Below are 25,246 nucleotides of genomic sequence, written 5' to 3' on the forward strand. Positions count from 1 at the left end.
TCGCCCGCGATGAAATTGTTCCTGCTGTTCCGCATCGGTAGCGATCATTACGCGCTCGACACCGCCGAGATCGCCGAGGTGCTGCCGCTGACCGCGCTGAAGCAGATTCCCGGCGCGCCGGCGTGGGTCGCGGGACTGATGGTCCGGCATGGCAAGCCGGTGCCGGTCATCGATATCTCCGCGCTGGCCGTCGGGACGCCCGTGGTGCCGCGCACGAGTTCGCGGACCGTGCTCGTCCACTATCGTCCGGCGCATGCGGGCGACGATCGTCCCGCGCAGTTGCTCGGCCTGCGGCTCGAATACGCGACGGAGACGCTGCGCTGCGAGGAAGATTCGTTCGTCGATGGCGGCATCGATCCCGGTACGGCGCGCTACCTTGGCCCCGTGCGGCATGACGCGCGCGGGCTCGTGCAATGGATTACCGTGCCGGCGCTGCTGCCGGACGATGTGCGCGCGCTGCTGTACCCCGAGAGCAATGCCGCCCGGGATCTCGCCGTGAGTCATCCATGATCAACGCCATTCCGGACGCCACGCATATCGCGCTGCTGCTCAAGGAGCGGATCGGGCTCGATGCCGAGACCATCGGCGCCGGCGCGGTGGCGCGCGCGGTGCGCGATCGTCAGCTGGCGGTGGGCGTGGAGGATATCGCCGCCTACTGGAACGTGCTGCACGCCGCGCCCAACGAGCTTCAGGCGCTGATCGAGGCCGTGATCGTCCCCGAGACCTGGTTCTTCCGCCATCGCGAGGCGCTGCTGGCGCTCGCCCGCGCGGCCGCGCAGCGCGTGTTCGGCCTGCCGGCCGAGGGGCCGGGCGGGGTGCCGCTGTTACGCGTGCTCAGCGTGCCGTGCTCGACGGGCGAGGAACCGTACTCCATTGCGATGGCGCTGCTCGACGCCGGGATTCCGGCCGACCGCTTTCGCGTGGATGCGATCGATATCAGCGCGCGTTCGCTGGAGCGCGCGCGCATTGGCATTTATGGCCCCAACGCGTTCCGGAGCGGGCCGCTCGATTATCGCGAACGGCATTTCTCGATCGCGCCCGGGGCGGTGCACGGCAGCTATCAGATCGATTCGCGCGTGCGTGCGCAGGTGCGACTGCTGCGCGGCAATCTCGTGGACCCGCTGCTGCTCGCCAACGAGCTGCCCTATCACTTCGTGTTGTGCCGCAATCTGCTGATCTATTTCGACGCCGAGACGCAGCGCCGCGCGGTTCGCACGCTGACGCGCCTGACGGAGGCGGACGGCATGATCTTCGTCGGTCCGGCGGAGGCGAGCCTGCTGACGCGTGAAGGGCTGCGCAGCACGGGGGTGCCGCTGGCGTTTGCGTTTCATCCGGTGCCGGCGGCGGATCCGATTGCCGCGAGCGCCGCGATTTGGCCACCGGTCCAGCACGCGCCGCCGCGCGCGGCCTTGCCGCCGCCCGCGCGGACGACGGTCCGGGCGCGGCGCCCGGACGCGCAGGGGGATGGTCGCGCGGATGGCGCGGGCATTGGCGGCAGCGGGCTCGCGAAAAGAGCAAGGGACGGTGCCGCGCGAGACGTTGCCGACGACAAGGGCGAGGAGGCGGAACGGCGGTCCGCGCTGGCCGCCATCGCCGCGCGCGCGGACCGTGGCGAGCTGGCCGAGGCTACGGCCGCCTGCCTCGACTATCTGGACGCACACGGCCAGTCGGCCGACGGATGGTGCCTGCTCGGCGTGCTGCACGACGCGGCCGCGCGTACGTCGGATGCGCAGGCCGCCTATCGCAAGGCGGTCTACCTCGACCCGGGCCACGAGGAAGCGCTCTATCATCTCGCCGCCTTGCTGGAAAGCGTGGGCGACGCACCGGGGGCCATGCGCCTGCGGCAGCGCGCCCAGCGGCATGCACGCATGAACCATGGCTAAGCCCTCCGCGCCCCACGGGCCCGCCGAGGCCAACGTAGCAGCCAGGCCGAGTGGCGTTGGTGCCGACACGGGCGCCGGGCTCGTCGCGCGTACGATCGACGCCCCCCTGGTGCTCGACGAAAGCGCCGGCGCCATCGACGATTGCTGGCGCCGGATCGGCGAGACCGGCGACCGGAGCTGCCCCGAGCTCGTCAAGTACGTACGCTGCCGCAATTGCCCCGTCTATGCCAACGCAGCCGTTGCGCTGCTCGATGCGCTGTCCGTTGACGCGCCCATCGACATGGCCCAGCTGGAAGCCGCCACCGAGGCCCACCGTACCGCCCATGCGCGTGGCCGCTCGTGCCTCGTGTTCCGTGTCGGCGACGAATGGCTGGCGTTGCCGACCGTCGTCCTCGGCGAAGTTACCGCGCCGAGCCGCGTCCATTCGCTGCCGCATCGGCGGCATGCGGCACTGCTCGGCGTGGCGCCCGTGCGTGGCGCGCTGTTGCCCTGCCTGTCGCTCGCGCTGCTGTTCGACGTCAACGGCGCCACGGGCGACTTCAGCGCCGATGGCGACGCGCAGGCCGTGCGCGGGGCCCGCTTTCTGATCCTCGGGCAGGGACGCCAGGCACTGGCGCTGCCCGTCGATGAAGTCGCCGGCGTGCACGGCGTGCCCGATAACGCGCTGTTGCCATTGCCCGCGACGCTCGCGCGCGCATCGTCCCACTATACGGAGGCGCTGTTCGACCACGATGGCCGCACCGTCGGTCTGCTGAACGCGGCGATGCTGCGCCAGGCCCTCGCACGGAGCCTGTCATGAATCCCGAACAGCTACGCGATGCGTCGATGCTCGAGCTGTTCGCGCTCGAGGCCGACTCGCAGGCGGAGGTCCTCAATGCCGGCGTGCTCGCGCTCGAACGCGACCCCGTGGCGGCGGATCACCTCGAAGCGTGCATGCGCGCCGCGCATTCGCTCAAGGGCGCGGCGCGCATCGTGGGACTCGATGGCGGCGTGCGGGTCGCGCATGTCATGGAAGACTGCCTGGTGGCGGCACAGCGGGGCGGGCTGCTGCTGTCGCCCGCGCATATCGATGCGTTGTTGCAGGGGACTGACCTGCTGCAGCGCATCGGGCGGCCGCCGGGGGGCAGGGTCGATTGGTCGGAGACCGATGGGCGTGCGGAGATCGATGCGTTTGTTGTGCATATGTCTGCGGTGCTCGATGGGACGGTGGGGTCGTCGGTGCAGGGGGGGCGTGTAGCGGGACTGAGCGCGCATGTGCCATCGGCAACCGTGGCCGATCCCGACAGCCGGGGCCGGGCCGACGCGGGCCCAATGGCTGCCCCGACGGCGGGTCCGACCGCCGCCCCGATCACCGCCCCAATCGCCGCCCCAATCGCCGCCCCGATTGCCGACCCGATCGCCGCCCCGATTGCCGCCCCGATCGCCGCCCCGATCGCCGCCCCGATTGCCGCCCCGATCGCCGCCCCGACTGCCGCCCCGATCGCCGCCCCGATCGCCGCCCCGATCGCCGGCCCGATGGCTGGCCCGATGGCTGGCCCGATGGCTGGCCCGATTACCGGCCCGGTCGCTCGCCCGTTTGCTAGCCCGGTCGCTGGCCCGATTACCGCCCCGGTCGCTGGCCCGATTACTGGCCCGATTACCGGCCCGGTCGCTGGCCCGGTCGCTGGCCCGGTTGCTGGCCCGGTTGCTGGCCCGGTTGCTGGCCCGGTTGCTGGCCCGGTTGCTGGCCCGGTCGCTGGGCCGGTTGCTGGCTCGGTCGCTGGGCCGGTTGCTGGGCCGGTTGCTGGGCCGGTTGCTGGGCCGGTTGCGGGCCGGGTTGCTGGCCCCGCTGCTGGGCCGACTGCTGGCCCGGCGGCCGGGGCTTCGCCCTCGGCGTTCGCCACAGCGCCCGTATCCGCGCGCGGCTCGGCGCCCAGTGGCACTCCCGGTGGCGCGCCCGGCAGCGCGTCTGCCGCCCCCGCGCCCATCCCGCGCCACGACACCGGCCTCGTCGACGACAGTCATGGCAAACAGGAACGCATGCTCCGCGTCAACGCCGACCGCCTCGACAGCGTCCTCGCGATGGCCGGCGAGGCCATGGTCGAGACGCACTGGCTGCATCCGTTCGGCGTGGCGCTCCAGCAGACGCGCCGCCAGCAGATGCGCGTCATGCAGGCCGTCGACAGCATGCAGGCACTCCTGGCCAGCCCCGATGCCAGCGCCGCCCGCATGGGCGCCGCCCTCGCCGACCTGCGCCGCATGCTCGGCGAGGCCAGCGACCAGCTCTCCCAGCGCGCCGACGAACTCGACCAGTACGATCATCGCGCCACGCGCCTCTCCCGCCGGCTCTACGACACGGCGCTCTCGTGCCGCATGCGTCCGCTGTCCGACGGCATCACCGGCTACGCACGCATGGTGCGCGACCTCGGCCGCGCGCTCGGCAAGTCGGTGCACCTCGAGCTCTCGGGCGAACACACGCAGGTCGATCGCGACATACTGGAGCAACTCGACGCCCCGCTCGCGCACCTGCTGCGCAACGCGGTGGATCACGGCATCGAGACCCCCGAGGCCCGCCGCGCGGCGGGCAAGCCCGAAGAAGGCCGCATCTCTCTGCACGCGCGCCATAACGCGGGCCGCCTCGTCATCGAGATCTTCGACGATGGCGCTGGCGTCGACTTCGACGCGCTGCGCGCGACCATCGTCCGGCGCGGCCTCGCGCAGCCCGATACCGCCACGCGCCTGTCGCAGGCGGAGATGCTCGAGTTCCTGCTGCTACCCGGCTTCAGCCTGCGCGAGACCGTGTCCGAGGTATCGGGCCGCGGCGTCGGCCTCGACGCCGTACAGGACATGGTGCGCGGCGTACGCGGCAGCCTGCGCGTGACGCAGCAACCCGGCAGCGGCATGCACTTCCACCTCGAACTGCCGCTCACGCTGTCCATCGTCCGCGCGCTGCTCGTCGAAGTGGCCGGAGAAACGTACGCGTTTCCGCTCGGCCATGTGCTGCGCGCCGTCAGCGTGGCCCGCGAAGACATCGAGCAGGTCGAAGCGCAGCAGCACTTCCGGCACGACGGCAAGCCGGTCGGCCTCGTCAGCGCCGCGCAATTGCTGCAGCGCCCGGAACGCCCGCAGGAAGATGCCGCGATTCCGGTGGTCGTGCTCGGCGAGCACGACCGCGTCTATGGCGTGGCCGTGGACCGGCTGATCGGCGAACGCACGCTCGTCGTGCAGCCGCTCTCGCCGGCGCTCGGCAAGATCAAGGACATCGCGGCCGGCAGCCTCACGGACGACGGCACCCCCGTGCTGATCTTCGACGTCGAGGACATGCTGCGCTCGGTCGAGAAACTGGTGTCCGACGGCCGCCTCGCGCAGGTGCGCCAGGTGGGACCGGAAGCCGGACAGGTGCGCCGCAAGCGCGTGCTCGTCGTGGACGATTCGCTGACCGTCCGCGAACTCGAGCGCAAGCTGCTTGCCGGACGCGGCTATGATGTCGCCGTCGCCGTCGATGGCATGGACGGCTGGAACGTGCTGCGCGCGGAGAAGTTCGACCTCGTGATCACCGACGTCGATATGCCGCGCATGGACGGCATCGAACTGGTCGGGCGCATTCGCGCGGAGCCGGCCCTCCAGCAGTTGCCGGTGATGATCGTTTCGTACAAGGACCGTGAACAGGACCGCGAACGCGGCCTGCAGGCCGGCGCGGATTACTATCTGGCCAAAGGCAGTTTCCACGATACCGCACTGCTCGACGCGGTACAGGACCTGATCGGCGAGGCACGCGCATGAAGATCGGTATCGTCAACGATTCACCGCTGGCCGTCGCGGCCCTGCGCCGCGCGGTCTCGCTCGAGAACTCGCACGAGATCCTGTGGGTCGCGGGCGATGGCGAGCAGGCCATCCGCATGGCGGCGTCGCGCACGCCCGACGTCATCCTCATGGACCTGCTGATGCCGGTCATGGACGGCGTGGAGGCCACGCGCCGCATCATGGCCGCCACACCCTGCGCGATCGTGATCGTAACCACCGACCTGGGCCGCAACGCCACGCAGGTCTTCGACGCCATGGGCCATGGCGCGATCGACGCCGTGGACACGCCCACGCTGACCGAACCCGATGCGCAGCTCGTCGCCGGTCCGCTGCTGCGCAAGCTGCGGAACATCGGCCGCCTGCTCGCGGGCCGCGGCGCGGTACCGCTCGCCGTGCGGCGCGCCACGCCGCTGCCGGCCGCCCCGCGGCTCGTGGCGATCGGGGCGAGCGCGGGCGGTCCCGCGGCCCTTGCCACGCTGCTCGCGGAAATTCCCGAGAACTTTGGGGCTGCCGTGGTGATCGTACAGCACGTGGATGAAGCGTTCGCGCAAGGCATGGCCGAATGGCTCGACGCGCAGTGTGCGCTGCCGGTACGCCTGGCACGCGCGGGGGAGACGCCGCAGACGGGCACGGTGCTGCTGGCCGGCACCAACGACCATCTGCGGCTCGTCGCGAGCGCGCAGTTCGCCTATACGCCGGACCCCGCCGATTCGCTCTACCGGCCCTCGATCGACGTATTTTTCGAGAGCGTGGTGGAACACTGGCGCGGCGAAGCGGTCGGCGTCCTGCTCACGGGCATGGGCCGCGATGGCGCGCTCGGGCTGCGAGCCATGCGGGAGCGTGGCTATCTGACGATTGCGCAGGACCAGGCGACCAGCGCCGTCTATGGCATGCCGAAGGCCGCCGCGGCGCTCGACGCGGCCTGCGACATCCTGCCATTGCCGAGGATCGCGCCACGATTGATCAAGGCCTGCGGCGGCGGACGCCCGGCGTGCTGACGCGGCACGCCAAAGGGCAACGACAAGAATAGAATCAGGAAGCACACCATGTCCAGACACAACGAACCGGCCGACGCGGCGGCCAATGCCGAGTACCTGTCGATGGTGCTACTGGTCGATGACCAGGCCATCATCGGCGAGGCGATCCGGCGCGCGCTCGCCGGCGAGTCCGATATCGATTTTCACTACTGCGCGCAGCCCGAGGAAGCGGTGGCCGTGGCCGAGCGCACGCAGCCCACGGTGATCCTGCAGGATCTGGTAATGCCCGGCACCGACGGCCTGACCCTCGTGCGGCGCTATCGCGAGAACCCTGGCACGCGCGACATCCCGATCATCGTGCTTTCCACCAAGGAAGAGCCGACGATGAAGAGCGCGGCGTTCGCGGCAGGTGCCAACGACTACCTCGTGAAGCTGCCAGACAGCATCGAGCTCATCGCGCGCATTCGCTACCATTCGCGCTCGTACCTGAACCTGCTCCAGCGCGACGAGGCTTACCGCGCACTGCGCCAGAGCCAGCAGCAACTGCTCGAAACCAACCTCGAGCTCCAGCGGCTGACCAACTCCGATGGCCTGACCGGCCTGTCCAACCGGCGTTACTTCGACGAGTATCTCGGCGCGGAATGGCGCCGCGCGCAACGCGAGCAGACACAGCTCGCGCTGCTGATGCTCGATGTCGATGCGTTCAAGGCGTACAACGACACCTACGGCCACGTGGCCGGCGACGAAGTGCTGCGCCGCGTGGCCAGCGTGATCCGCGACAACTGCACGCGTCCGGCGGACCTGCCGGCGCGCTTCGGTGGCGAGGAATTCTCGATGATCCTGCCGTCGACCTCGCCCGGTGGCGCACGCCTGCTCGCGGAGAAGGTGCGGCGGGCGATCGAGGGCATGAAGATACCGCACAGCGGCTCGCCCAATAGCGACTACGTGACGGTGAGCATCGGCGGCGCGGTAATCGTGCCGGAAGCCGACAGCATCTTCAGCAGCATCGTCGAAGCCGCCGACACAGGGCTCTACCAAGCCAAGCGCAGTGGCCGCAACCAGGTCGTCATGGTGTAACTATTTCCGCTTCTTTCGCGCGATGTAATGTTTTCCGCATCGCGCGCATCCCTTGTCCCGCCTGGCCTCGCGGGCAATCGTCACGCATCGTGTGTGTCCGGCGTGTAACCGGATTGTGGGATTCCTCCGACATGGATATCGGAGCCGTGCGTCTGCTCCGCGAGGTCCGACATGCCTATCGTTGCATCACGGCATGCGCGACTTCCTTCAGCTGCCTCACCGCTGCCCCGGCACGGCTGCTTCGCGCCCTTCTTTTCCACAACGGCGAGGTGAATCCATGACAAGCTTTAAGAACAAACTGACGGTAGGACTGGTGGTTGCGGCAACGGCACTGTTGGCCGCTTGCGGTGGGGATGACGGTATCGACGACCGCCTTGGCATTTCCAAGCCGGCCGTGCGTCTGCTCAACACGGTTCCGGTTGGCGTCAATGTCGACCTGTTCCAGAACGGCGCGCCGACGCAAGTCGCGAACGCGCCGTACAAGTACGTTTCGGCTTACTTCGACATCTCGAAGGACAACAACCTGTTCCAGCTGCGCGTCGCCGGTACGCAAACGGTGATCGGCCAGCAAACGATCAACGGCGCCACGGGCCACAAGTACTCGCTGGTTGCCACGCCGGGCTCGACCGGTGCCGAACTCGTCGTGATCGACGATCCGTATGACAAGGGCCTGACGTCCGACAAGGCGCGCGTGCGTGGCTTCAATGCCGCGCTGAATGCGCAGAACATCGACATGTACATCACGGCGCCCGCGATCGACATCACCTCGGTGAACCCGACGCTGGCCGCCATCGCGTACAAGAGCGCCAACCCGGCTTCGGGCTCCGATTCGATCTACTTCGACTCGGGTACCTATCGCCTGCGCATCACGGCAGCCGGTACGAAGAACGTGATCTTCGATTCGGGCGCGCTGACGCTGCAGAACAACGCCGACTGGCTGATCACGACGATCCCGGTGGACGGCATCGGCGCCGTGGTCCCGAACCGCATCAAGGTGCTGGTGGCACAGAGCAGCACGGGTCCGAGCGATTCGCAGGAACTGGTCACGCAGCCGCTCACGACCGCACCGGCAGCGCCCGCCTCGGCAGCCGCCGCTCAGTAAGCAGCACTCCGCTCCAAAGAAAAACGCCGCGAATCGCGGCGTTTTTTTTACGCCGCATCAAGCAGCGTTCTTTCGTTCCCCCACATCCTCGATGTCTTCCCGCAGCACCGCGAGGTGCGACAGGTAGGCATCGAGCTCGGCACGTCCGGAATCGGTAATGCAGTAGACACGACCGTTGCCTTCCACAAGCTCGGCGGTGATCGCGCGCGCCATCATCAGGCTGCGCAAGATCGGCCGCAACGCGCGGATATTCTTGTCGATGCCGCGATCGCGCAGCCGCTCGACGAGGTTGAACACCGTCGCCGGACTGGCCTGTACGAGCTTCAGGATGTAAAGCCGGAATACAACCCGGTCCAACGGAGGCGGTTTCATGGTGGTTATCATGCTGACACGCCAAAAAAGCGGGGTGCACGCGGCACCCCCAAAGCTTGCGTTGTGTACGCCCGAGGTGCGGGCGTAGTTCCGTAGCGCAGCGCGCTATTCTTCCTGGAACGCTTCCTCGCGCTTCGCCTTGATCGACGGCAGTGCGACCACGGCGACGAGTGCGGCGGCTGCGATCAGCAGACCGAGCGACAGCGGACGGGTGAAGAACACGCCGAAGTCACCACGCGACAGCAGCAGCGAACGGCGGAAGTTCTCTTCCATCATCGGTCCCAGCACGAAGCCGAGCAGCAGCGGGGCCGGTTCGCACTTGAGCTTCAGGAACAGATAGCCGATCACGCCGAAGGCCGCAGCCATGAACACGTCGAACGTCTGGTTGTTCACCGAGTACACGCCGATGCAGCAGAACGTGAGAATCGCGGGGTACAGGAAGCGATACGGCACGGTCAGCAGCTTCACCCAGATACCGATCATCGGCAGGTTCAGGATGATCAGCATCAGGTTACCGATCCACATCGAGGCGATCAGGCCCCAGAACAGCGCGGGGTTGCTGGTCATGACCTGCGGACCCGGCTGGATGTTGTGGATGGTCATTGCACCGACCATCAGCGCCATCACGGCGTTCGGCGGAATGCCGAGCGTCAGCAGCGGGATGAACGAGGTCTGCGCCGCGGCGTTGTTGGCCGATTCCGGACCCGCCACGCCTTCGATGGCGCCCTTGCCGAATTCATGCGCGTACTTCGAGGTCTTCTTCTCGAGCGAGTAGGCCGCGAACGAAGCCAGTGCCGCACCGCCGCCCGGGAGGATACCCAGTGCCGAGCCCAGGAACGTGCCACGCAGCACGGCCGGGATCATGCGCCTGAAGTCTTCCTTCGTCGGGAACAGGTTCGTCACCTTGTTCGTGAACGTTTCGCGGGCTTCCTTCTGCTCGAGGTTCGCGATGATTTCCGCGAAGCCGAACATACCCATTGCCAGCGCGACGAAGTCGATGCCGTCGGTCAGTTCAGGCACGTCGAACGAGAAGCGCGCCGCGCCCGAGTTCACGTCGGTACCGATCAGGCCGCACAGCAGGCCCAGCACGATCATCGCGACGGCCTTCGGCAGCGAACCCGATGCCAGCACCACGGCACCGATCAGGCCCAGCACCATCAGCGAGAAGTATTCGGCGGGGCCGAACTTGAACGCGAGTTCCGACAGCGGCGTTGCGAATGCGGCCAGGATCAGCGTGGCCACGCAACCGGCGAAGAACGAACCCAGACCGGCCGTGGCCAGCGCCACACCGGCGCGGCCGCGCCGTGCCATCTGGTAGCCATCGATCGTGGTCACCACCGACGACGATTCACCTGGCAGATTCACCAGAATGGCCGTGGTGGAGCCGCCGTACTGCGCGCCGTAGTAGATACCGGCCAGCATGATCAGCGCGGCCACCGGCGGCAGCGAGTACGTCACCGGCAGCAGCATCGCGATGGTCGCGAGAGGGCCGAGGCCCGGCAGCACGCCGATCAGCGTACCGAGCACGCAGCCCAGGAACGCGTACGCGAGGTTCTGCAGCGTCAATGCCGTGGAAAAGCCCAGGGCAAGGTGATCGAACAATTCCATATGCGTGCGCTCCTTAGCCCGTAATGAAAGCAGGCCACACCGGCATCTGCAGGTTGATACCGTAGACGAAGGCGCCCATGCTGATCAGTACCAGCACGACCCCTGCGCACAACGCACCCTTCCAGCTGAATTCGTGGCTTGCCATCGACGAGATGACGACCAGCACGAACACCGACAGCACCATGCCGAGCGGCTTCAGCAGCAGACCGAACAGCACCACCGAACCCAGAATCCACAACAGCGTCTTCAGGTCCCAGCGGGCCAGCTGGTCTTCTTCACCCTTGGTGCCCAGCGAGCCGATCGTCACGATCACGCCGAGCAGGGCCAATACGAGGCCCAGCAGGAACGGAAAGTATCCGGGGCCCATTTTCGCGGCTGTTCCCATGGAATAACCGCGCGCGACGAAGGAAAAGCTCAGGCCGACCAGGATGAACATCAGGCCGGAAGCGAAATCCTTTTGGCTGCGTATGCGCAAAGCGAATCTCCTCAACGTTTAACAAACCATGCCACTCGCGTGGTGCGCCGGCTCAGGCGCGAGATGCGAGCGCAACCAGGAAATGGGTGCGGTCGGCAGGATGGGACGAACAGTAGAGACGCGATCTTTCAGCCGCCTTTCAGTTGTCTGGTGTTTAGGGTATTCACCGAGACACGACGATGACCGCTGGAAAACGCTATTTTTCGCGTTATATCACGTCGTGATATATCTATGCGCATGCAGCGGAAATGATGGTGCGTTGCGTCGAAAGGGGATTGAAAGCGAAGGGTCCCGTAACTGGCGGATCGAATCTTTCGATTGCCTTACACGTGAATGCTCACGCGGACATTCGCGCGCTCGCGCAAATGTCTCTCATGTGAAATTGCGATGAATGCGTTGAAACTATCGCCCTACTTCAGCGGGGGTCGGTAGCAGGAGTGGGTAGCGTGTCGCGCGCGGCGTCCTCGCAGGGCGTGGCCATGCTCGTGTCCGCGGCCTGCCCCATCGCGGCGGGTGCCGGCTCCTCCGGCAGGATATGGCTGCGCCGCCAGTTGCCGAAGCGATAGTAGCCCCATGCCAGCGCGACGGAGATGATCGACCCGAGCGGAAAGCTCCACCAGATCGACTCGGCGCCGATGCGCTCCCCGAGCAGCCAGGCGAACGGCAGCCGGATGCCCCACATCGCGACGAACAGGATCACGAGCGGTGCCATCACGGCACCCGTCGCGCGCACGGTGCCGAAGATCACGATCGTGAAGCCGAACAGGATGAACGACCACAGCACCACATGGTTGATATGCTGCGCGATGGAGATGGCGAGGCTATCGTCGCCGAGGAACAGGCTCAGCGAATGGCGGTTGAACACGTAGAGCAACGCGACCAGCGCGCCGGTCATGGCCAGGTTGAACAGCAGGCCGACCTGCGTGATGCGCGTGACGCGCGCCCACAGCCCGGCGCCGACGTTCTGCGCGACCATCGACGACACGCTCGCGCCGACGGCCAGCGCGGGCATCTGCACGTACGTCCACAGCTGGGAGGCCACGCCGTAGGCCGCGGTGGTCTGCGAACCGTACGTATTGACCAGCGACATCATGACGATGGCCGACGACGAGATCACGACCATCTGCAGGCCCATCGGCAGGCCCTTCATCACGAGCGCGCGCAGGATCGCCCCATCGGGCCGCAGCAGGTTCAGTTGCCCGCGATGGAGCAGCAGGAAATGCTTGCGTCGATAGAGCAGCGCGATCATCGCGAACAGGCTGGTCACCTGCGCGATCAGCGTCGCCATGGCCGAGCCCGCGATGCCCATCGCCGGAATCGGACCCACGCCGAAGATCAGCACGGGATTGAGCACGACGTCGATGACCACCGACAACAGCATGAAGTAGAACGGCGTGCGCGAATCCCCGGCACCGCGCAGCGCCATCATCACGAAGTTGTAGAAGTACATGAACGGCAGCGCGATGAAGATCACCCGCAGGTACACCTCCGCGAGCGGCGTGGCATCGACCGGCGTGTGCATGGCGGCGAGGATCGACGGTGTGAACACGTAGCCGAGCGCCGCCGCGAATACGGACAGCAGCACGAAGAACGTCGTGCCGGTGCCGACCACGCGCCGCGCCTCCTCGATGTTCCGCGCGCCCACCGCCTGGCCGATCATGATCGTATTGGCCATGCTGATGCCGAACACCACGCCGAGCAGGAAGAACAGGATGATGTTCGCGTTGGACGTGGCCGTGAGCGCGGCCTCTCCCAGATACCGCCCGACCCAGACCGCGTTGACCGAGGCATTGAGCGACTGCAGGATGTTGCTGCCGAGCACCGGGAGCGAAAAGGCGAGGAGCGTTCGGCCGATCGGGCCGGAGGTCAGTCTGGCGTCTGGTTTCATCCGCACGATTATAGGTGCGGGGCGCGGAGAACCATGTCGGTGCATGGCCGACGCGAGGGAGGGAAAAAGGGGGGTATGGTGCGAATTGCACGCGCTCGGGGTAAGCTTGCGGTTTCGTTCCCGCCCACCCCGCTGGCGCCCTCAATGTTGCGGCGCCGCACCTCAGGAGACACGCATGTACCAGGATCTCGCCCTCTATATCGACGGAGAATTCGTCAAGGGCGGCGACCGGCGCGAGCAGGACGTGCTCAACCCGGCCACCCAGGAAGTCATCGGCAAGCTGCCGCACGCCTCCCGCGCCGACCTGGACCGCGCGCTCGCCGCGGCGGAGCGGGCCTTCGAGTCGTGGAAGAAGACTTCGCCGCTGGACCGCTCCAAGATCCTGCGCCGCGTGGCCGAACTGACCCGCGAACGAGCCAAGGACATCGGCCGCAATATCACGCTGGACCAGGGCAAGCCGCTCGCGGAAGCCGTGGCCGAGGTCATGATCTGCGCCGAGCATGCCGAATGGCACGCCGAGGAATGCCGCCGCATCTACGGCCGCGTGATTCCGCCGCGCCAGCCCAACGTGCGCCAGATCGTCGTGCGCGAGCCCATCGGCGTATGCGCGGCCTTCACGCCGTGGAACTTTCCGTTCAACCAGGCCATCCGCAAGATGGTGTCCGCGATCGGCGCGGGCTGCACGCTGATCCTGAAGGGGCCGGAAGACTCGCCGAGCGCCGTGGTCGCGCTGGCCCAGCTGTTCCACGATGCAGGCCTGCCCCCGGGCGTGCTGAACATCGTCTGGGGCGTGCCGGGCGAGATTTCGTCGTATCTGATTGAATCGCCGATCGTGCGCAAGATCTCGTTCACGGGCTCCGTGCCGGTGGGCAAGCAGCTGGCCGCGCTGGCCGGCGCCCATATGAAGCGCGTGACCATGGAACTGGGCGGTCACTCGCCGGTGCTGGTGTTCGACGACGCCGATATCGAGCCGGCCGCCGAGATGCTGGCCCGCTTCAAGCTGCGCAACGCCGGCCAGGTCTGCGTGTCGCCGACCCGCTTCTACGTGCAGCAGGGTGCGTACGACAAGTTCCTGGCGCGCTTTACCGAAGTCATCGGCTCGATCAAGGTCGGTAACGGCCTGGAAGACGGTACCCAGATGGGCCCGCTCGCGCACGAGCGCCGCATCGCCTCGATGGAGCAGTTCCTCGACGACGCGAACCATCGCGGCGGCAAGATCGTCGCCGGCGGCTCGCGCATCGGCGACAAGGGCTACTTCTTCGCCCCGACCGTGATCACCGACCTGCCCGACGACGCCAAGCTGATGACCGACGAGCCGTTCGGCCCCGTGGCGCCGGTCGTGCGCTTCAAGGATACCGACGAAGTGCTGCGCCGCGCCAACAGCCTGCCGTTCGGCCTGGCCTCGTACGTGTTCACGAACTCGCTGAAGACCGCCAACTACGTGTCGAACGGGCTCGAAGCCGGCATGGTCAATATCAACCATTTCGGCATGGCCCTCGCCGAGACCCCGTTCGGCGGCATCAAGGACTCGGGCATCGGCAGCGAAGGCGGCCAGGAAACGTTCGACGGCTACCTCGTGACCAAGTTCATCACGCAGGTCTGACGCCTATCGGAAGAACGCCCCACGTGTCAGGAACGTGAAGTTGGCCTCCTCGGCCATCAGCCATACGAGGACCAGCAGGCATAGCGGGGGCAGGAGGATGGCGCAGATCAGTGCCATCCTCTCCCATGCCATGTGCATGAACACCGCGATGATCAGGCCGGCCTTCGCCGCCATGAAGATCAGGATGAGCGTCCAGCGCAGATAGCCCTGCACGTGGAAGTAGTCCACCCCGTACGACATGGCCGACAGGACGAACAGCAGCAGCCACACTTTCAGATACAGACTGATCGGATGTTGTTGATGTTGTTGATGCTGTTGATGTTGCGGATGCAGTTGATGGACCTGGGCTTCCATGGGACACCTCACCAGAGGTAGAACAGCGCAAAGATGAATACCCACACCAGATCCACGAAGTGCCAGTACAGCCCGGCGATCTCGACGATCTGGTAGTTGCCGGTCCGCTCGTAACGGCCGCCCAGTACCCGCAGCGCCACCACCAGCAGATAGATCACGCCGCACGTCACGTGCAGGCCATGAAAGCCCGTGATCATGAAGAACGTCGAGCCGAACTGCGCGGCCCCCATCGGGTTGCCCCACGGCCGCACGCCCTCATCGACGATCAGCTTGGTCCATTCGAACGCCTGCATGCCGACGAACATCGCGCCGAACAGCGCGGTCACCAGCATCAGCATCGCGCATTCGCGACGCTGGCGCCGATAGGCGAAATTGACGGCCATCGCCATGGTGCCGCTGCTTGTGATGAGCACGAACGTCATGATGGCGATCAGGATCAACGGCACGGGCTGCCCGCCGAAATCGAGCGCGAACACTTCGCTCGGATTCGGCCACGGCACCGTCGTCGACATCCGCACGGTCATGTAGCCGGTCAGAAAGCAGCTGAACACGAATGTGTCCGACAGCAGGAAGATCCACATCATTGCCTTGCCCCAGGACACCTTGAACGCGCGCTGGTCCGACGACCAGTCCGCGACGAGGCCCCGGAACCCATCCGGCAGCCTGGCCAGCGGATCCTGTGCAGTGGAGAGTGGCGCGGTCATGGCGTCTCCTTCGTTGTCGCGCTTACGCGGTGCCGCAGAGATAGCGCACGATCTCCGGCGTGAGCCAGCCCAGCGCGCCGAGCAGCACGACCCAGACCGCGAGCAGGAAGTGCCAGTACCGCGCGCACAGCCGGATGCGCATCAGCGTGCGCGGCCCGCTTCCGCGGTCGGTCACCACCATCGCCCATCCCGCGACGCCGCCGAGCATGTGCAGCCCATGCATGGCCGTCAGCAGATAGAAGAAGCTGGCGGCCGGGTTGTTCGCGGGTACCACGTGCAGGGCATACAGCGCCTCCCAGGCCCATAGCTGCGAGGCCACGAACGCAATCGCCCCCACCCCGCCCAGCCGCAGTGCCAGGCGCGCGGGCGCCATGCGTCCCGCCGGTGCCAGCCGCGCGGCGGCCTCCATTGCCACGCATGCACCCACCAGCAGCGCCGTGGACAGCCAGCTCTGCCAGGGCAGCGTGACGCGATGCCAGTCGGGACTGTCCATGCGCATGACGTACGCGGCCAGGAACAGCGAGAACAGCGACGTAACCACGGCGATAAAGGCCCATAGCCCGATGCTGCCCGGCATCGGCGTGCGCGCACCCGGACGCGTATCGCCCGATGTCGCCCCACCGCCCGCGCCACCGCCCATCCCCGGGCCCGCGGCGAAATTCGATTCGGTTTTCATGCCACGGCCCCCCGGCTCGAATGCGGTTCCGGCTCCGCGCCCCCGGCATCGGGCGGCGCGTTCTGCGCGACAAAGTCCTCGCGCGCGCCGGGCACGCTGTACGCATAGGCCCAGCGGTAGACGACGGGCAGATGCGGTCCCCAGTTGCCATGCGCGGGCGGCGTCTCGGGCGTCTGCCATTCGAGCGACGCCGCGCGCCATGGATTGGACCCGGCCGGCCGCCCGCGCACGAGGCTCCAGCCGAGGTTGAAGACGAACAACAGCTGCGCCGCCGCCACGATGAACGCGGCAATCGAGATATACATGTTCATCACGTGCGCGGACTCGGGGATGAACGCGTAGTTCTCGTACGCGTAATAGCGCCGCGGCATGCCGAGGATGCCGAGGTAATGCATCGGGAAGAAGATCGCGTAGGTGCCGATGAACGTGACCCAGAAGTGAATGCGGCCCATCGTGTCGTCGAGCATGCGGCCCGTGACCTTCGGATACCAGTGGTAGATACCGCCGAAGACCACAAGGATTGGGGACACGCCCATCACCATATGGAAATGCGCGACCACGAAGTAGGTGTTCGACAACGGAATGTCCACGCTGACGTTGCCGAGGAACAGTCCGGTCAGCCCGCCGATCACGAACGTGCTGATGAATGCGATGGCGAACAGCATCGGCACCGAGAAGTGGATATCGCCGCGCCACAGCGTGATGACCCAGTTGTAGACCTTGATGGCCGTGGGCACCGCGATGATCAGCGTGGTCGTGGCGAAGAAGAATCCGAAGTACGGGTTCATGCCGCTCACGAACATATGGTGCGCCCAGACCACGACGGACAGCAGCCCGATGGCGAGAATCGCCCACACCATCGTGCGGTACCCGAAGATGCTCTTGCGCGAATGCACGCTCACGAGGTCCGATACGATACCGAACGCGGGCAGCGCGACGATATAGACCTCGGGGTGCCCGAAGAACCAGAACAGATGCTGGAACAGCAGCGGACTGCCGCCCTTGTAGTCGAGCTGCTGCCCCATGGAAACCATCGCCGGCATGAAGAAGCTCGTGTGGAGCGTCTTGTCCAGCAGCATCATCACGCCCGAGACGAACAGCGCGGGAAATGCGAGCAGCGCGAGGATCGTCGCCATGAAGATGCCCCACACCGACAGCGGCATGCGCAGCAGCGTCATGCCTTCGGTGCGCGCCTGCAGCACGGTCGTCACGTAGTTGAGGCCGCCCATGGTCGCGGCGACGATAAAGATCACGAGCGATACGAGCATCAGGATGATGCCCCAGTCATAACCGGGCGTACCCGGCAGGATCGCCTGCGGCGGATACAGCGTCCAGCCCGCCCCCGTGGGCCCGCCCGGCACGAAGAAGCTGGCCAGCAGTACGAGCACCGAGAGAAAGTACACCCAGAAGCTCAGCATGTTCAGGTACGGGAACACCATGTCGCGGGCACCGACCATCAGCGGGATCAGGTAATTGCCGAAGCCGCCGAGGAACAGCGCGGTCAGCAGATAGATCACCATGATCATCCCGTGCATCGTCACGAACTGGTAGTAGCGGTTCGCGTCGATAAACGAGAAATGCCCGGGAAACCCGAGCTGCAATCGCATCAGGTTGGACAGCGCGACGCCCACCAGTCCCACGAAGATCGCGACGATCGTGTACTGGACGGCAATCACCTTGTGGTCCTGGCTCCAGACATAGCGCGTCCAGAAGCTCCTCGGCCCGTGGTCCGCGGCATCTTCGGCATGGCTCATGCGTGACCTCCCTGCTTCGTCTATTTGGCTCCCGCCTGCGGTGCGCCGCCCGCCGCCGCGCCCTGCGCGCGGATATACGCGCTCAGCGCGGCCACCTCTTCCTCGGTCACCGGCATCTTCGGCATCAGCGGGCCGTAGCCCTTGACCAGCCGCGAGTGCGGGTCCTCGATCTCGTGCTTCAGGAATGCATCGTCAACGGGCGCCGTGCTGCCATCGGCAAACGTCTCGGTCTTGCCGTACAGCCCCTTCCAGGTCGGCCCAACGCCGGGCGCGCCGTCGATGCTGTGGCAGCCGACGCAGCCCTTGCTCTGCGCCAGCGCGCGTCCCTGCTCGATCAGGCCGGCAGCGGCGGCCACGCCGGCACCGCCCGTGCCCGCCTCGCCGCCGGCGGGCGCCGCGGCGACCGGCGCCGTCGCGCGCACCTGCGTCATGGCGAACGTCTGCTGCTTCGTCAGCCAGGCCTCGAATGCCGCCGGCTCGTCGACCACGACGTGCCCGCGCATGTTGTAGTGCCCGACGCCGCAGAGTTGCGCGCACAGGATGTCGAAACGCCCGGTCTGTGTCGGCGTGAACCAGAACGACGTGATCATGCCGGGCACCATGTTCATGCGCGCGCGAAACGGCGGCACATAGAAATCGTGCAGCACATCCTTCGATCGCAGCAGTACCTTGATGGGCTGGTTCAGCGGCAAATGCACCTCGGGCCCCACGACGATCACGTCGTCCTGTCCGTTGGGGTCGTCCGGGTTGACGCCGAGCGGATTCGTCGCGCTGACGAAGCGCATATCCGACGTGCCGAGCTGGCCACCGCGGCCCGGAAAGCGGAATGCCCACTGCCACTGCTGGCCCACGACCTCGAGCACCATTGCCTGCTGCGGCGGGCGCACATAGTCGGCGTAGACGAAGAGGCCCGGCGCAAGCAGCACGATGATGCCGACGGTGGTAATGGCGATCAGCCCCCACTCGAGCCGCCGGTTCTCGGGCGCATAGTGCGCGCGATGTCCGTCGCGGTGACGGTCGCGCCAGACGATATAGCCGAGGAGGAGATTGATGACGACGAAGAAGACGCCGGTGATGACGAGGGTAATGGTCAGCGTGTCGTCCATCTGCTTCCAGTTGGACGCCAGCGGCGTCGCCCACCACGGGCTCAGAAAATGAAAGAGCACCGAAGCGACGACGAGGACCACGAGCGCAATGGCGATTGCCATATCCACCCTCCTCTGCGCGGACAACTGCCGCGAGAGACGCGCAACCCACGCAAGTGGTTAAAGCGTAGTGCATGGGTTGCGAATGCGGCAAGTGCTCTTGCGCGAGCTTCAGTGCCGCGGAACGTGACACATGCTGTGCCGCATTCAGTGCATCACGTCCCTGGATTCGAGCTTCCAGTAGCAGATGGCCATCACCATCCCGAACAGCATATGGGCGATCAGCGTGTGCCAGCCGCGCGCTTCCACGAACCACGGGAACGCGCCCGTCATCACGTAGAAGTTGAAGAGGTAGACCACCACGCCGAACACCGCGCCGGCCAGCACCGCCATGCCCGGACTCGAGTCCAGATGAAACGGCGCCATGATCGCGCCCAGCACCATGCCGAGTACCGCGCCGAGCACGAAGTGGATCAAGAGCGCCGCGCCGACGGTACCGATGCTGAACAGCGCGTTTTGCATCACGTCCTGACCCATGACGATCGCCGCGATCATGCGCGTGGGCACCCACGGGTTGACGCCGGACATCATCGACGCCCAGAACAACTCCAGCACGATCAGGAAGGCGCCGGCCGCGATACCTGACACGGCCGCGGCGCTCCAGTCGGGCAGACGGCGCACGTAGTGATGCGAATGCACGTGAAGTTCCATGATGGTCTCCTTGTCGCTTCGGCTTCGTGAGTCCAGCATAGGACACGCGACGCACGATTCCGCGCCATGGAACGCACATAGGGACAACCCTGAGGCCAACTGCCTTGTATTCGCCACACACGGCCTATACTGGAAGAACAAAAGACAAGAAAGGAGACCGCCATGTTTCATCTACAGGCGCACGATCTTGTATTTCTGCTGCCGATGGCACTCGTCGGCATGCTGGCGATGGGCGCGGTACCCGTCGCCGCCAAGGCGCTCAAGATCAGCTGCCGCTGCTGCGGCGTGATCATCGGCCTCATGATGGGCGTGCTGGTGTTGGAAGTGTTGCCGATGCTGATCTGATCGGCCCCTCTCCCTGAAGGAGAGGGGGAACACTCAGGTGTTTGAAACGCCCGATGGTCGAATCACAGTTCGATCATCGCGAAATCTTCCTTGCCGACGTCGCACTCGGGGCAACGCCAATCGGCCGGGATGTCTTCCCAGCGGGTGCCCGGGGCGATATTGTCGTCGGGCCAGCCCTGCTCTTCGTCATACACCCAACCGCAAATCACACAAACCCAGGTCTTGTAGGCGACGGCTTCCTGCTGCAAAACGTCTCTCCGTTAAATAAAGTCGATGGAACGGGCCGCATGATACCGCGCCTGCGGTTGCGGCCCGATTTTCGGTCGTTACTGGCGGATCGAGAAATCCACGCGGTTGGGACCGCCCTTGTCCTTGATGCCTTCGGCATTGAGCTTCGGCGCGGTCAGGAACAGCTTCGAATCGGGCACCTTGCCGTCGCGCTCGAGCGCCTGCTTGACGGCCAGCGCACGCTGGTCGGCCAGCTGGCGCAGTTCCGTGTCGGTGACGGGCGCGTTCTCCAGCAGCAGCTTTTCCATCTCCGCCGTCGACAGGGACTTGTTCAGGCCGATCATGTTGGTCGGCTTCTTGAACGACTGGCGCTTGTACACGGCCTCCAGATACTTCGGATACTCCTGCCTGGAGACCGTGATCTTCGCGCCCTGCTCGCCGCTTTCTTCCTCGTCGGCCTGGCCGCCCGAACGCGCGCTGCGGCGCAGTTCGCGCTCCTTCTGCTCCGCCACACGCTGGTCGAGCCATACGCGGCGCGCGCCGTCGGCGTCCGTTGCGGGATCGATGCGGCCGCTGATCTCGAGCCGCAGCGACGGCCGGTCGTTCAGCGCCTTGGCCACCGTGGCGATCTTCTCCTGCGCTTCCTTGGACAGCGTGGCGCTGCCCGGCGCGAACTCGATATAGCCGAGTTCGTCGCCGCTGCCGCCGAACGCGGAGGCGATCAGCGAGAACGGTGACGTGATGGCCTTGGTGAGCAGGTTGACGATCACGCGAACGATCACGCCGCCGATGCTGAACTCGGGGTCGGAGAGCGAACCCGACACCGGCAGGTTCACGTCGATCACACCGTTGCGATCCTTGAGCAATGACACCGCAAGCAGCACGGGCAGCTTGGTCGCATCGGGACTGTCCACGCGATCGCCGAACGTGAGCTGGTCGAGGTACAGGTGATTGCGCGCATCGAGCCTGCCGTTCTCGATCTTGTACCCCACGTCCACCGTGAGCTTGCCCTTGGTAATCGGGTAGCCCGCGTACTTGGCCGCGTAGGGCGTCAGCCGCGTGAGCTCCACGCCCGCCGCTTTCGCCGCGATATCGAGGAACAGCTGCTCGCCGAGCGGATTCAGCTTGCCGCTGATGCTGACCGGCGCATCGTCGTCGAGCCGGCCGTTGAGCACGATATCCGCGGGGGTCGGGTCCGACGACGACACCTTGGAGATCGAGCCCTTCATGTCGGTGAGGTTCGCCGAGTAGTTGGGCTTGACGAAGAAGTCCGAGAAGTTGATGTTGCCCTTGTTGATGGACACGCCGCCGAGACGAATCTGCGGCGCGGGGCCGGCCTTGCCCTCCTTCGCGACCGTCGCCGTTGCAGGGGCCGCGGCCGGTGCGGAAGCGGCCGGTGCCGAAGCGGGGCTCGCCTGCGTGAGGCTCGTCGATGGCGCGGGCTGGCCGCGATCGCTGCCGCCGGCCATGACGTCCTGCAGGTTCAGGCGGCCGTTCGCGTTGAGGATCACGCGCGCATAGAAGTCCGAGAGCGCGACGTTGTTCACGCCCACGCGCATCGGCCCCTTCGACTCGTCCATTGCGAAGTCGATGCCCGTTACCGCGAGTGAACGCCAGCGCAGGAAGTCGTCGCCGCTGATGCGGTCGACCGTACGCACATTGCCCGCCAGTGCGTTGCCGGCGAAATGCGCGACGATCGGCTTGCCGGCCGGCGCATTGAAGTCGAGCTTGCCCTTGAGCGTCATCGTGCCGCCGCGCAGTGCCGCGTTGAAGCGATCGGCGATATAGGGCTGTAGCGGCGCGATATCGAGCTCGCGCACGTCGAGCTGCATTTGCGCGCCCGGCGCGGCGGGCAGCAGGCTGCCTTCGAGGCCGATCACGCCGCGGCGTCCGGACTCCGCGTGCAGCTTGACGGGTATCGCGGCGTTGGCAAGCGGCCATGTCACGGTACCGCCCGTGAAGCCGATATTGCGGTACTGGTGGATCACGGGGCGGCCACGGTTGGCCTCGGCGGGCTCGTAGTCGGCGAGGCGTGCCGCGCCGCCGTCGACGTTGATCTTGCCGATGCGGACTTTCCAGCCCGGTGGCGTGGCCGTGCCGCGCGCGGCCGCGCTGCCGTTAGCCGTGCCATTTGCCGTGCCGTTTGCCGTGCCATTTGTCGCGCCATTTGTCCGTGCGGTCGCGGCCCCGGTGCCCTGCGGCGCGCCCGAAGCAGCCGCTTGCCGCGCCGGTGCTGCCTTCTCCTGCGCCGATTGCACGGCCCAGATGCGGGCCATCTCGAGCAGTTGCCCGCGATGATCGCGCGTGGCCGCGATCTGCGGCTGCACCAGCGATACGGCGCTCGTATCGAACGTCTGCTTCGCGAGGTCGAGGTTGATGTCCTCGAGTACGAGCTTCTCCGCGCGCACGAGCGGCAACTGCGCGCCCTCGATATCGGCCACGCGCCGCTGCGCCTGCGTGGTGCGCTTGCGGGTCGTGCCCTGCCCAGCTTGCGCGGCCTGTGCCGACTGTGCCGCTTGCACATTGCCGCGCTGCGCGCGCTGGCCATCGCGGCGCGCGCCATTGCGCGCCCTGTCGTTTGCTCGGTCATTCGCGCCGTCGCTTGCCGCGGCGGCATCGTCGCCCTGCCCGGCCGGTGCGGCCGGCAGCGCGATGGGCTCGCGCGTCGCCACATACACCGGCGACAGCTCGAGGCGCGATTTCTCGAGGACGAACTGGAACGTCGGCTGCGTCCACGCCATGCGGTAATTCAGCTCCGCGTTGATGCCCGTCTCGCCGAACTGGCTTTGCAGTTCGCGCGGCCACCATGCGGCAAACCCCTGCGGCCGCAGGCCCGTGGTCTTCAGCGTGCCCGCAAGCGTGCCCTGCCGCAGGGCCAGCTGGCCCTTGTGGTCGAGCGTCTGCCCATCGGCAATCGTCACCTTCGCGTCGAGTTGCGCGGGCTTGTCGCCCGTGCTGGCAAGGTCCGCGATCTCCACGTTGACGGGGCCGATATCGAGCTTCCCCGGGCCCGACGGCGCGAGCTCGTCACGGAAGCCGAGCTTCGCGTCCTTCAGCGTGATGCGCTGAATCGCATAGCTGAACGGCTCGGCCGGTGCGGGTGCCGGGGCCTGCGCGGCAGCCGGCGCGGAGGCCGAAGCTGCCGGCGCGGAAGCCGGAGCGGGAGCCGGAGCCGCCGGCGTTGCCTTCGGCGTCGGCGCGCTCTCCGGCAGAAACGCCGTGGCAAGGTTCAGCGAACCGTCCGCGCGCCGAATGGCCTGCAGTGCCAGTCCTTCCAGATCGATGCTACGGATGGCCGCCCGATTCGCCAGCGGCTCCACGCGGTCGAGGTCGATCGCCAGCCGTCCCGCCTTGACGATCGGCGCTCCCGCATGGGTCACCACATCGGCATCGCGCAACACCACGGTGCCCGAGACGAACAGGTCCTGCTTGTCCTTGTCCTGGCGGAAGCCGACCACCAGGCGGGTATCGACGAGCCCGCCTTTGATCTCGGCGTCCTTGAGCCGCGGCGCAAAGGCCATATAGGTGGGCACCTCGAGCGCGTCGAGGTTCACGTTCAGGTTCGTCTCGCGCGTATCGGCAAATGGCTGCGTCGTACCGTCGAGCGACAGCGGCGACCCATTGATCTTCGCGAACAGCGTCGGCCGCGTATTGATGGTCGCGTCGTGCGGCAGGTTCGAGAGGAACGGCAGCGTCAGCGTGAAGTTCTCCACGCGCTGCGTGGTATCGCGCGGCTTGTCCTCGTACACGAATGTCGAGTTGGTCACCGCGATATTGCTGATCGAGAACCGCGCGGGCTTGCTGTCGGCGGGCTTCGGCGGCATGGCCGCGAACTTTTCTTCCACGTCCGCAAAGTTCATGCGGCCCTGCGCGTCGCGCACCACGTGCACGGACAGCCTGTCCACATGCAGGCTGTGCACCACGGGCGCCAGATGCCAGAGCGACGCGATGGACGCATTGGCATCCACTTCGCCCAGCGTCACCATCGGCGTCGTGCCGTCCGGCTCGAAGATCGTCAGGTCATTGAGCGTCGCCGCGAGGTCGAACGGCCGCACCTGCGCCGCCCCGAGCGTGACCTTGCGTCCCAGCGCCTCGGTCGCCTGTTTCTCGACGAGATATTTGACCAGCGGCGGGCCGCCGAAATATCCCGCAATTCCGAAAATCGCCACGGCGACGACAATGCCGCCGAGCACGCGCAACGCGAGCCGCCTGCGCGGCGTGGCCCTGGCTTTCTCGCCGGCCGTTCGGGCCGCAGTGCCGATGGAATCCTTGAATGACATGGTTACCCAGAAAAGATGACCCCTGTGCATCGGAAATCACTGTCGGGTAGTGTGCCCCGGATTTCACTTTTTTTAGCATTATGGCAACGGATTATGGCAAGGCAAAGGACCATTTCAAAACATTCCGGCATTACCAAAAAGGGAGAGCGGCGGTTCTGGTATCGTTACGCCTTTCGCGAAGCGACCCCCTTTCAGGCCGGCAGGCATATCCGCCGCCGCGCGCCTGGCCCGGCACGCCATCCTCCGTGCCCCTCCGCCCCACGCCATCCGTGTAGCGCGCT

General features: G+C 66.4%; 21 protein-coding genes. 9 read left to right on the forward strand and 12 right to left on the reverse strand.

Going from position 1 to position 25,246, the window contains the following annotated elements; genetic code table 11:
• The first annotated feature begins 9 nt into the window (after positions 1-9).
• The 7 genes from FOB72_RS23210 to FOB72_RS23250 all read left to right on the forward strand — a co-directional run bounded on the left by FOB72_RS23210 (position 10) and on the right by FOB72_RS23250 (position 8,822).
• A complete protein-coding gene (locus FOB72_RS23210) occupies positions 10-510 on the forward strand; it encodes a chemotaxis protein CheW (RefSeq protein WP_150375041.1) in 501 nt (166 codons plus the stop codon).
• Positions 507-1,883, forward strand: coding sequence for a CheR family methyltransferase (locus tag FOB72_RS23215; protein ID WP_223851763.1), 1,377 nt, complete (start codon positions 507-509; stop codon positions 1,881-1,883). The genes FOB72_RS23210 and FOB72_RS23215 overlap by 4 nt, the downstream gene beginning before the upstream one ends.
• Entirely contained in the window at positions 1,876-2,682 is an 807-nt protein-coding gene (locus FOB72_RS23220; protein ID WP_150375042.1) for a chemotaxis protein CheW, read from the forward strand. Before FOB72_RS23215 ends, FOB72_RS23220 begins: the two co-directional genes overlap by 8 nt.
• The gene (locus FOB72_RS32675) at positions 2,679-5,645 is read left to right on the forward strand and encodes a hybrid sensor histidine kinase/response regulator (RefSeq protein ID WP_223851764.1); all 2,967 of its coding nucleotides are present in this window, start codon (positions 2,679-2,681) and stop codon (positions 5,643-5,645) included. Before FOB72_RS23220 ends, FOB72_RS32675 begins: the two co-directional genes overlap by 4 nt.
• Complete coding sequence (locus tag FOB72_RS23240) at positions 5,642-6,664, forward strand: chemotaxis response regulator protein-glutamate methylesterase (protein ID WP_150375043.1); 1,023 nt, start codon at positions 5,642-5,644, stop codon at positions 6,662-6,664. The genes FOB72_RS32675 and FOB72_RS23240 overlap by 4 nt, the downstream gene beginning before the upstream one ends.
• 48 nt (positions 6,665-6,712) lie before the next feature.
• Positions 6,713-7,720: a PleD family two-component system response regulator gene (locus FOB72_RS23245; RefSeq protein ID WP_150375044.1), complete on the forward strand. Its 1,008-nt coding sequence runs from the start codon at positions 6,713-6,715 to the stop codon at positions 7,718-7,720.
• A 277-nt stretch (positions 7,721-7,997) separates the two neighbouring features.
• The gene (locus tag FOB72_RS23250; protein ID WP_150375045.1) at positions 7,998-8,822 is read left to right on the forward strand and encodes a DUF4397 domain-containing protein; all 825 of its coding nucleotides are present in this window, start codon (positions 7,998-8,000) and stop codon (positions 8,820-8,822) included.
• A gap of 57 nt (positions 8,823-8,879) precedes the next feature.
• Here FOB72_RS23250 and FOB72_RS23255 read toward each other — a convergent pair whose 3' ends face one another.
• From FOB72_RS23255 to FOB72_RS23270, 4 genes are all read right to left on the reverse strand, one after another.
• The gene (locus FOB72_RS23255; RefSeq protein ID WP_150377347.1) at positions 8,880-9,194 is read right to left on the reverse strand and encodes a helix-turn-helix transcriptional regulator; all 315 of its coding nucleotides are present in this window, start codon (positions 9,192-9,194) and stop codon (positions 8,880-8,882) included.
• A gap of 105 nt (positions 9,195-9,299) precedes the next feature.
• On the reverse strand, positions 9,300-10,802 hold the full coding sequence (locus FOB72_RS23260) for a tripartite tricarboxylate transporter permease (RefSeq protein ID WP_150375046.1): 1,503 nt from the start codon (positions 10,800-10,802) through the stop codon (positions 9,300-9,302).
• 13 nt (positions 10,803-10,815) lie between these two features.
• A complete protein-coding gene (locus FOB72_RS23265) occupies positions 10,816-11,277 on the reverse strand; it encodes a tripartite tricarboxylate transporter TctB family protein (protein WP_150375047.1) in 462 nt (153 codons plus the stop codon).
• Between the two features lie 415 nt (positions 11,278-11,692).
• Positions 11,693-13,165 (reverse strand): MATE family efflux transporter, encoded by a 1,473-nt coding sequence (locus FOB72_RS23270; protein ID WP_150375048.1) that lies wholly within the window; start codon positions 13,163-13,165, stop codon positions 11,693-11,695.
• A gap of 175 nt (positions 13,166-13,340) precedes the next feature.
• Between FOB72_RS23270 and FOB72_RS23275 the strand changes: the two genes are divergently transcribed.
• Positions 13,341-14,768: an NAD-dependent succinate-semialdehyde dehydrogenase gene (locus tag FOB72_RS23275; protein ID WP_150375049.1), complete on the forward strand. Its 1,428-nt coding sequence runs from the start codon at positions 13,341-13,343 to the stop codon at positions 14,766-14,768.
• 3 nt (positions 14,769-14,771) lie between these two features.
• Here the strand turns inward: FOB72_RS23275 and FOB72_RS23280 are convergent, their stop codons facing one another.
• The 6 genes from FOB72_RS23280 to FOB72_RS23305 form a co-directional block, all read right to left on the reverse strand.
• Positions 14,772-15,122, reverse strand: coding sequence for a cytochrome C oxidase subunit IV family protein (locus FOB72_RS23280; protein WP_150375050.1), 351 nt, complete (start codon positions 15,120-15,122; stop codon positions 14,772-14,774).
• 8 nt (positions 15,123-15,130) lie between these two features.
• Positions 15,131-15,826 carry a heme-copper oxidase subunit III family protein gene (locus FOB72_RS23285; RefSeq protein WP_150375051.1) on the reverse strand — a complete coding sequence of 232 codons (696 nt, stop codon included), beginning with the start codon at positions 15,824-15,826 and terminating at the stop codon, positions 15,131-15,133.
• Positions 15,827-15,848: 22 nt separating this feature from the next.
• Positions 15,849-16,502 (reverse strand): bb3-type cytochrome oxidase subunit III, encoded by a 654-nt coding sequence (locus tag FOB72_RS23290; RefSeq protein ID WP_411859873.1) that lies wholly within the window; start codon positions 16,500-16,502, stop codon positions 15,849-15,851.
• Positions 16,499-18,256, reverse strand: a complete 1,758-nt coding sequence (gene ctaD / locus FOB72_RS23295; RefSeq protein ID WP_150375052.1) for a cytochrome c oxidase subunit I — start codon at positions 18,254-18,256, stop codon at positions 16,499-16,501. The genes FOB72_RS23290 and ctaD overlap by 4 nt, the downstream gene beginning before the upstream one ends.
• A gap of 20 nt (positions 18,257-18,276) precedes the next feature.
• A complete protein-coding gene (locus FOB72_RS23300; protein ID WP_150375053.1) occupies positions 18,277-19,464 on the reverse strand; it encodes a cytochrome c oxidase subunit II in 1,188 nt (395 codons plus the stop codon).
• A 144-nt stretch (positions 19,465-19,608) separates the two neighbouring features.
• Positions 19,609-20,112 (reverse strand): hypothetical protein, encoded by a 504-nt coding sequence (locus tag FOB72_RS23305; protein WP_150375054.1) that lies wholly within the window; start codon positions 20,110-20,112, stop codon positions 19,609-19,611.
• A 162-nt stretch (positions 20,113-20,274) separates the two neighbouring features.
• Here FOB72_RS23305 and FOB72_RS23310 point away from each other — a divergent pair, with 162 nt between their 5' ends.
• Entirely contained in the window at positions 20,275-20,457 is a 183-nt protein-coding gene (locus tag FOB72_RS23310; protein ID WP_109584955.1) for a hypothetical protein, read from the forward strand.
• A gap of 62 nt (positions 20,458-20,519) precedes the next feature.
• On the opposite strand, the gene FOB72_RS23315 is transcribed toward FOB72_RS23310, so the two are convergent.
• The gene (locus tag FOB72_RS23315; RefSeq protein ID WP_150375055.1) at positions 20,520-20,705 is read right to left on the reverse strand and encodes a rubredoxin; all 186 of its coding nucleotides are present in this window, start codon (positions 20,703-20,705) and stop codon (positions 20,520-20,522) included.
• A gap of 78 nt (positions 20,706-20,783) precedes the next feature.
• The gene (locus tag FOB72_RS23320; protein ID WP_150375056.1) at positions 20,784-24,965 is read right to left on the reverse strand and encodes a DUF748 domain-containing protein; all 4,182 of its coding nucleotides are present in this window, start codon (positions 24,963-24,965) and stop codon (positions 20,784-20,786) included.
• Positions 24,966-25,246 lie beyond the last annotated feature (281 nt).

It is taken from the genome of Cupriavidus pauculus, from assembly GCF_008693385.1.
Classification (GTDB): domain Bacteria; phylum Pseudomonadota; class Gammaproteobacteria; order Burkholderiales; family Burkholderiaceae; genus Cupriavidus; species Cupriavidus pauculus_D.

What these genes read in the sequence shown, in the direction of transcription:
- FOB72_RS23285 (WP_150375051.1), bottom strand. Translation starts at nt 15,826, where the DNA reads ATGACCGCGCCACTCTCCACTGCACAGGATCCGCTGGCCAGGCTGCCG.
- FOB72_RS23255 (WP_150377347.1), bottom strand. Translation starts at nt 9,194, where the DNA reads ATGAAACCGCCTCCGTTGGACCGGGTTGTATTCCGGCTTTACATCCTG.
- FOB72_RS23215 (WP_223851763.1), top strand. Translation starts at nt 507, where the DNA reads ATGATCAACGCCATTCCGGACGCCACGCATATCGCGCTGCTGCTCAAG.
- FOB72_RS23280 (WP_150375050.1), bottom strand. Translation starts at nt 15,122, where the DNA reads ATGGAAGCCCAGGTCCATCAACTGCATCCGCAACATCAACAGCATCAA.
- FOB72_RS23320 (WP_150375056.1), bottom strand. Translation starts at nt 24,965, where the DNA reads ATGTCATTCAAGGATTCCATCGGCACTGCGGCCCGAACGGCCGGCGAG.
- FOB72_RS23310 (WP_109584955.1), top strand. Translation starts at nt 20,275, where the DNA reads ATGTTTCATCTACAGGCGCACGATCTTGTATTTCTGCTGCCGATGGCA.
- FOB72_RS23260 (WP_150375046.1), bottom strand. Translation starts at nt 10,802, where the DNA reads ATGGAATTGTTCGATCACCTTGCCCTGGGCTTTTCCACGGCATTGACG.
- FOB72_RS32675 (WP_223851764.1), top strand. Translation starts at nt 2,679, where the DNA reads ATGAATCCCGAACAGCTACGCGATGCGTCGATGCTCGAGCTGTTCGCG.
- FOB72_RS23220 (WP_150375042.1), top strand. Translation starts at nt 1,876, where the DNA reads ATGGCTAAGCCCTCCGCGCCCCACGGGCCCGCCGAGGCCAACGTAGCA.
- FOB72_RS23305 (WP_150375054.1), bottom strand. Translation starts at nt 20,112, where the DNA reads ATGGAACTTCACGTGCATTCGCATCACTACGTGCGCCGTCTGCCCGAC.
- FOB72_RS23245 (WP_150375044.1), top strand. Translation starts at nt 6,713, where the DNA reads ATGTCCAGACACAACGAACCGGCCGACGCGGCGGCCAATGCCGAGTAC.
- FOB72_RS23300 (WP_150375053.1), bottom strand. Translation starts at nt 19,464, where the DNA reads ATGGCAATCGCCATTGCGCTCGTGGTCCTCGTCGTCGCTTCGGTGCTC.
- ctaD (WP_150375052.1), bottom strand. Translation starts at nt 18,256, where the DNA reads ATGAGCCATGCCGAAGATGCCGCGGACCACGGGCCGAGGAGCTTCTGG.
- FOB72_RS23290 (WP_411859873.1), bottom strand. Translation starts at nt 16,502, where the DNA reads ATGAAAACCGAATCGAATTTCGCCGCGGGCCCGGGGATGGGCGGTGGC.
- FOB72_RS23270 (WP_150375048.1), bottom strand. Translation starts at nt 13,165, where the DNA reads ATGAAACCAGACGCCAGACTGACCTCCGGCCCGATCGGCCGAACGCTC.
- FOB72_RS23250 (WP_150375045.1), top strand. Translation starts at nt 7,998, where the DNA reads ATGACAAGCTTTAAGAACAAACTGACGGTAGGACTGGTGGTTGCGGCA.
- FOB72_RS23210 (WP_150375041.1), top strand. Translation starts at nt 10, where the DNA reads ATGAAATTGTTCCTGCTGTTCCGCATCGGTAGCGATCATTACGCGCTC.
- FOB72_RS23240 (WP_150375043.1), top strand. Translation starts at nt 5,642, where the DNA reads ATGAAGATCGGTATCGTCAACGATTCACCGCTGGCCGTCGCGGCCCTG.
- FOB72_RS23275 (WP_150375049.1), top strand. Translation starts at nt 13,341, where the DNA reads ATGTACCAGGATCTCGCCCTCTATATCGACGGAGAATTCGTCAAGGGC.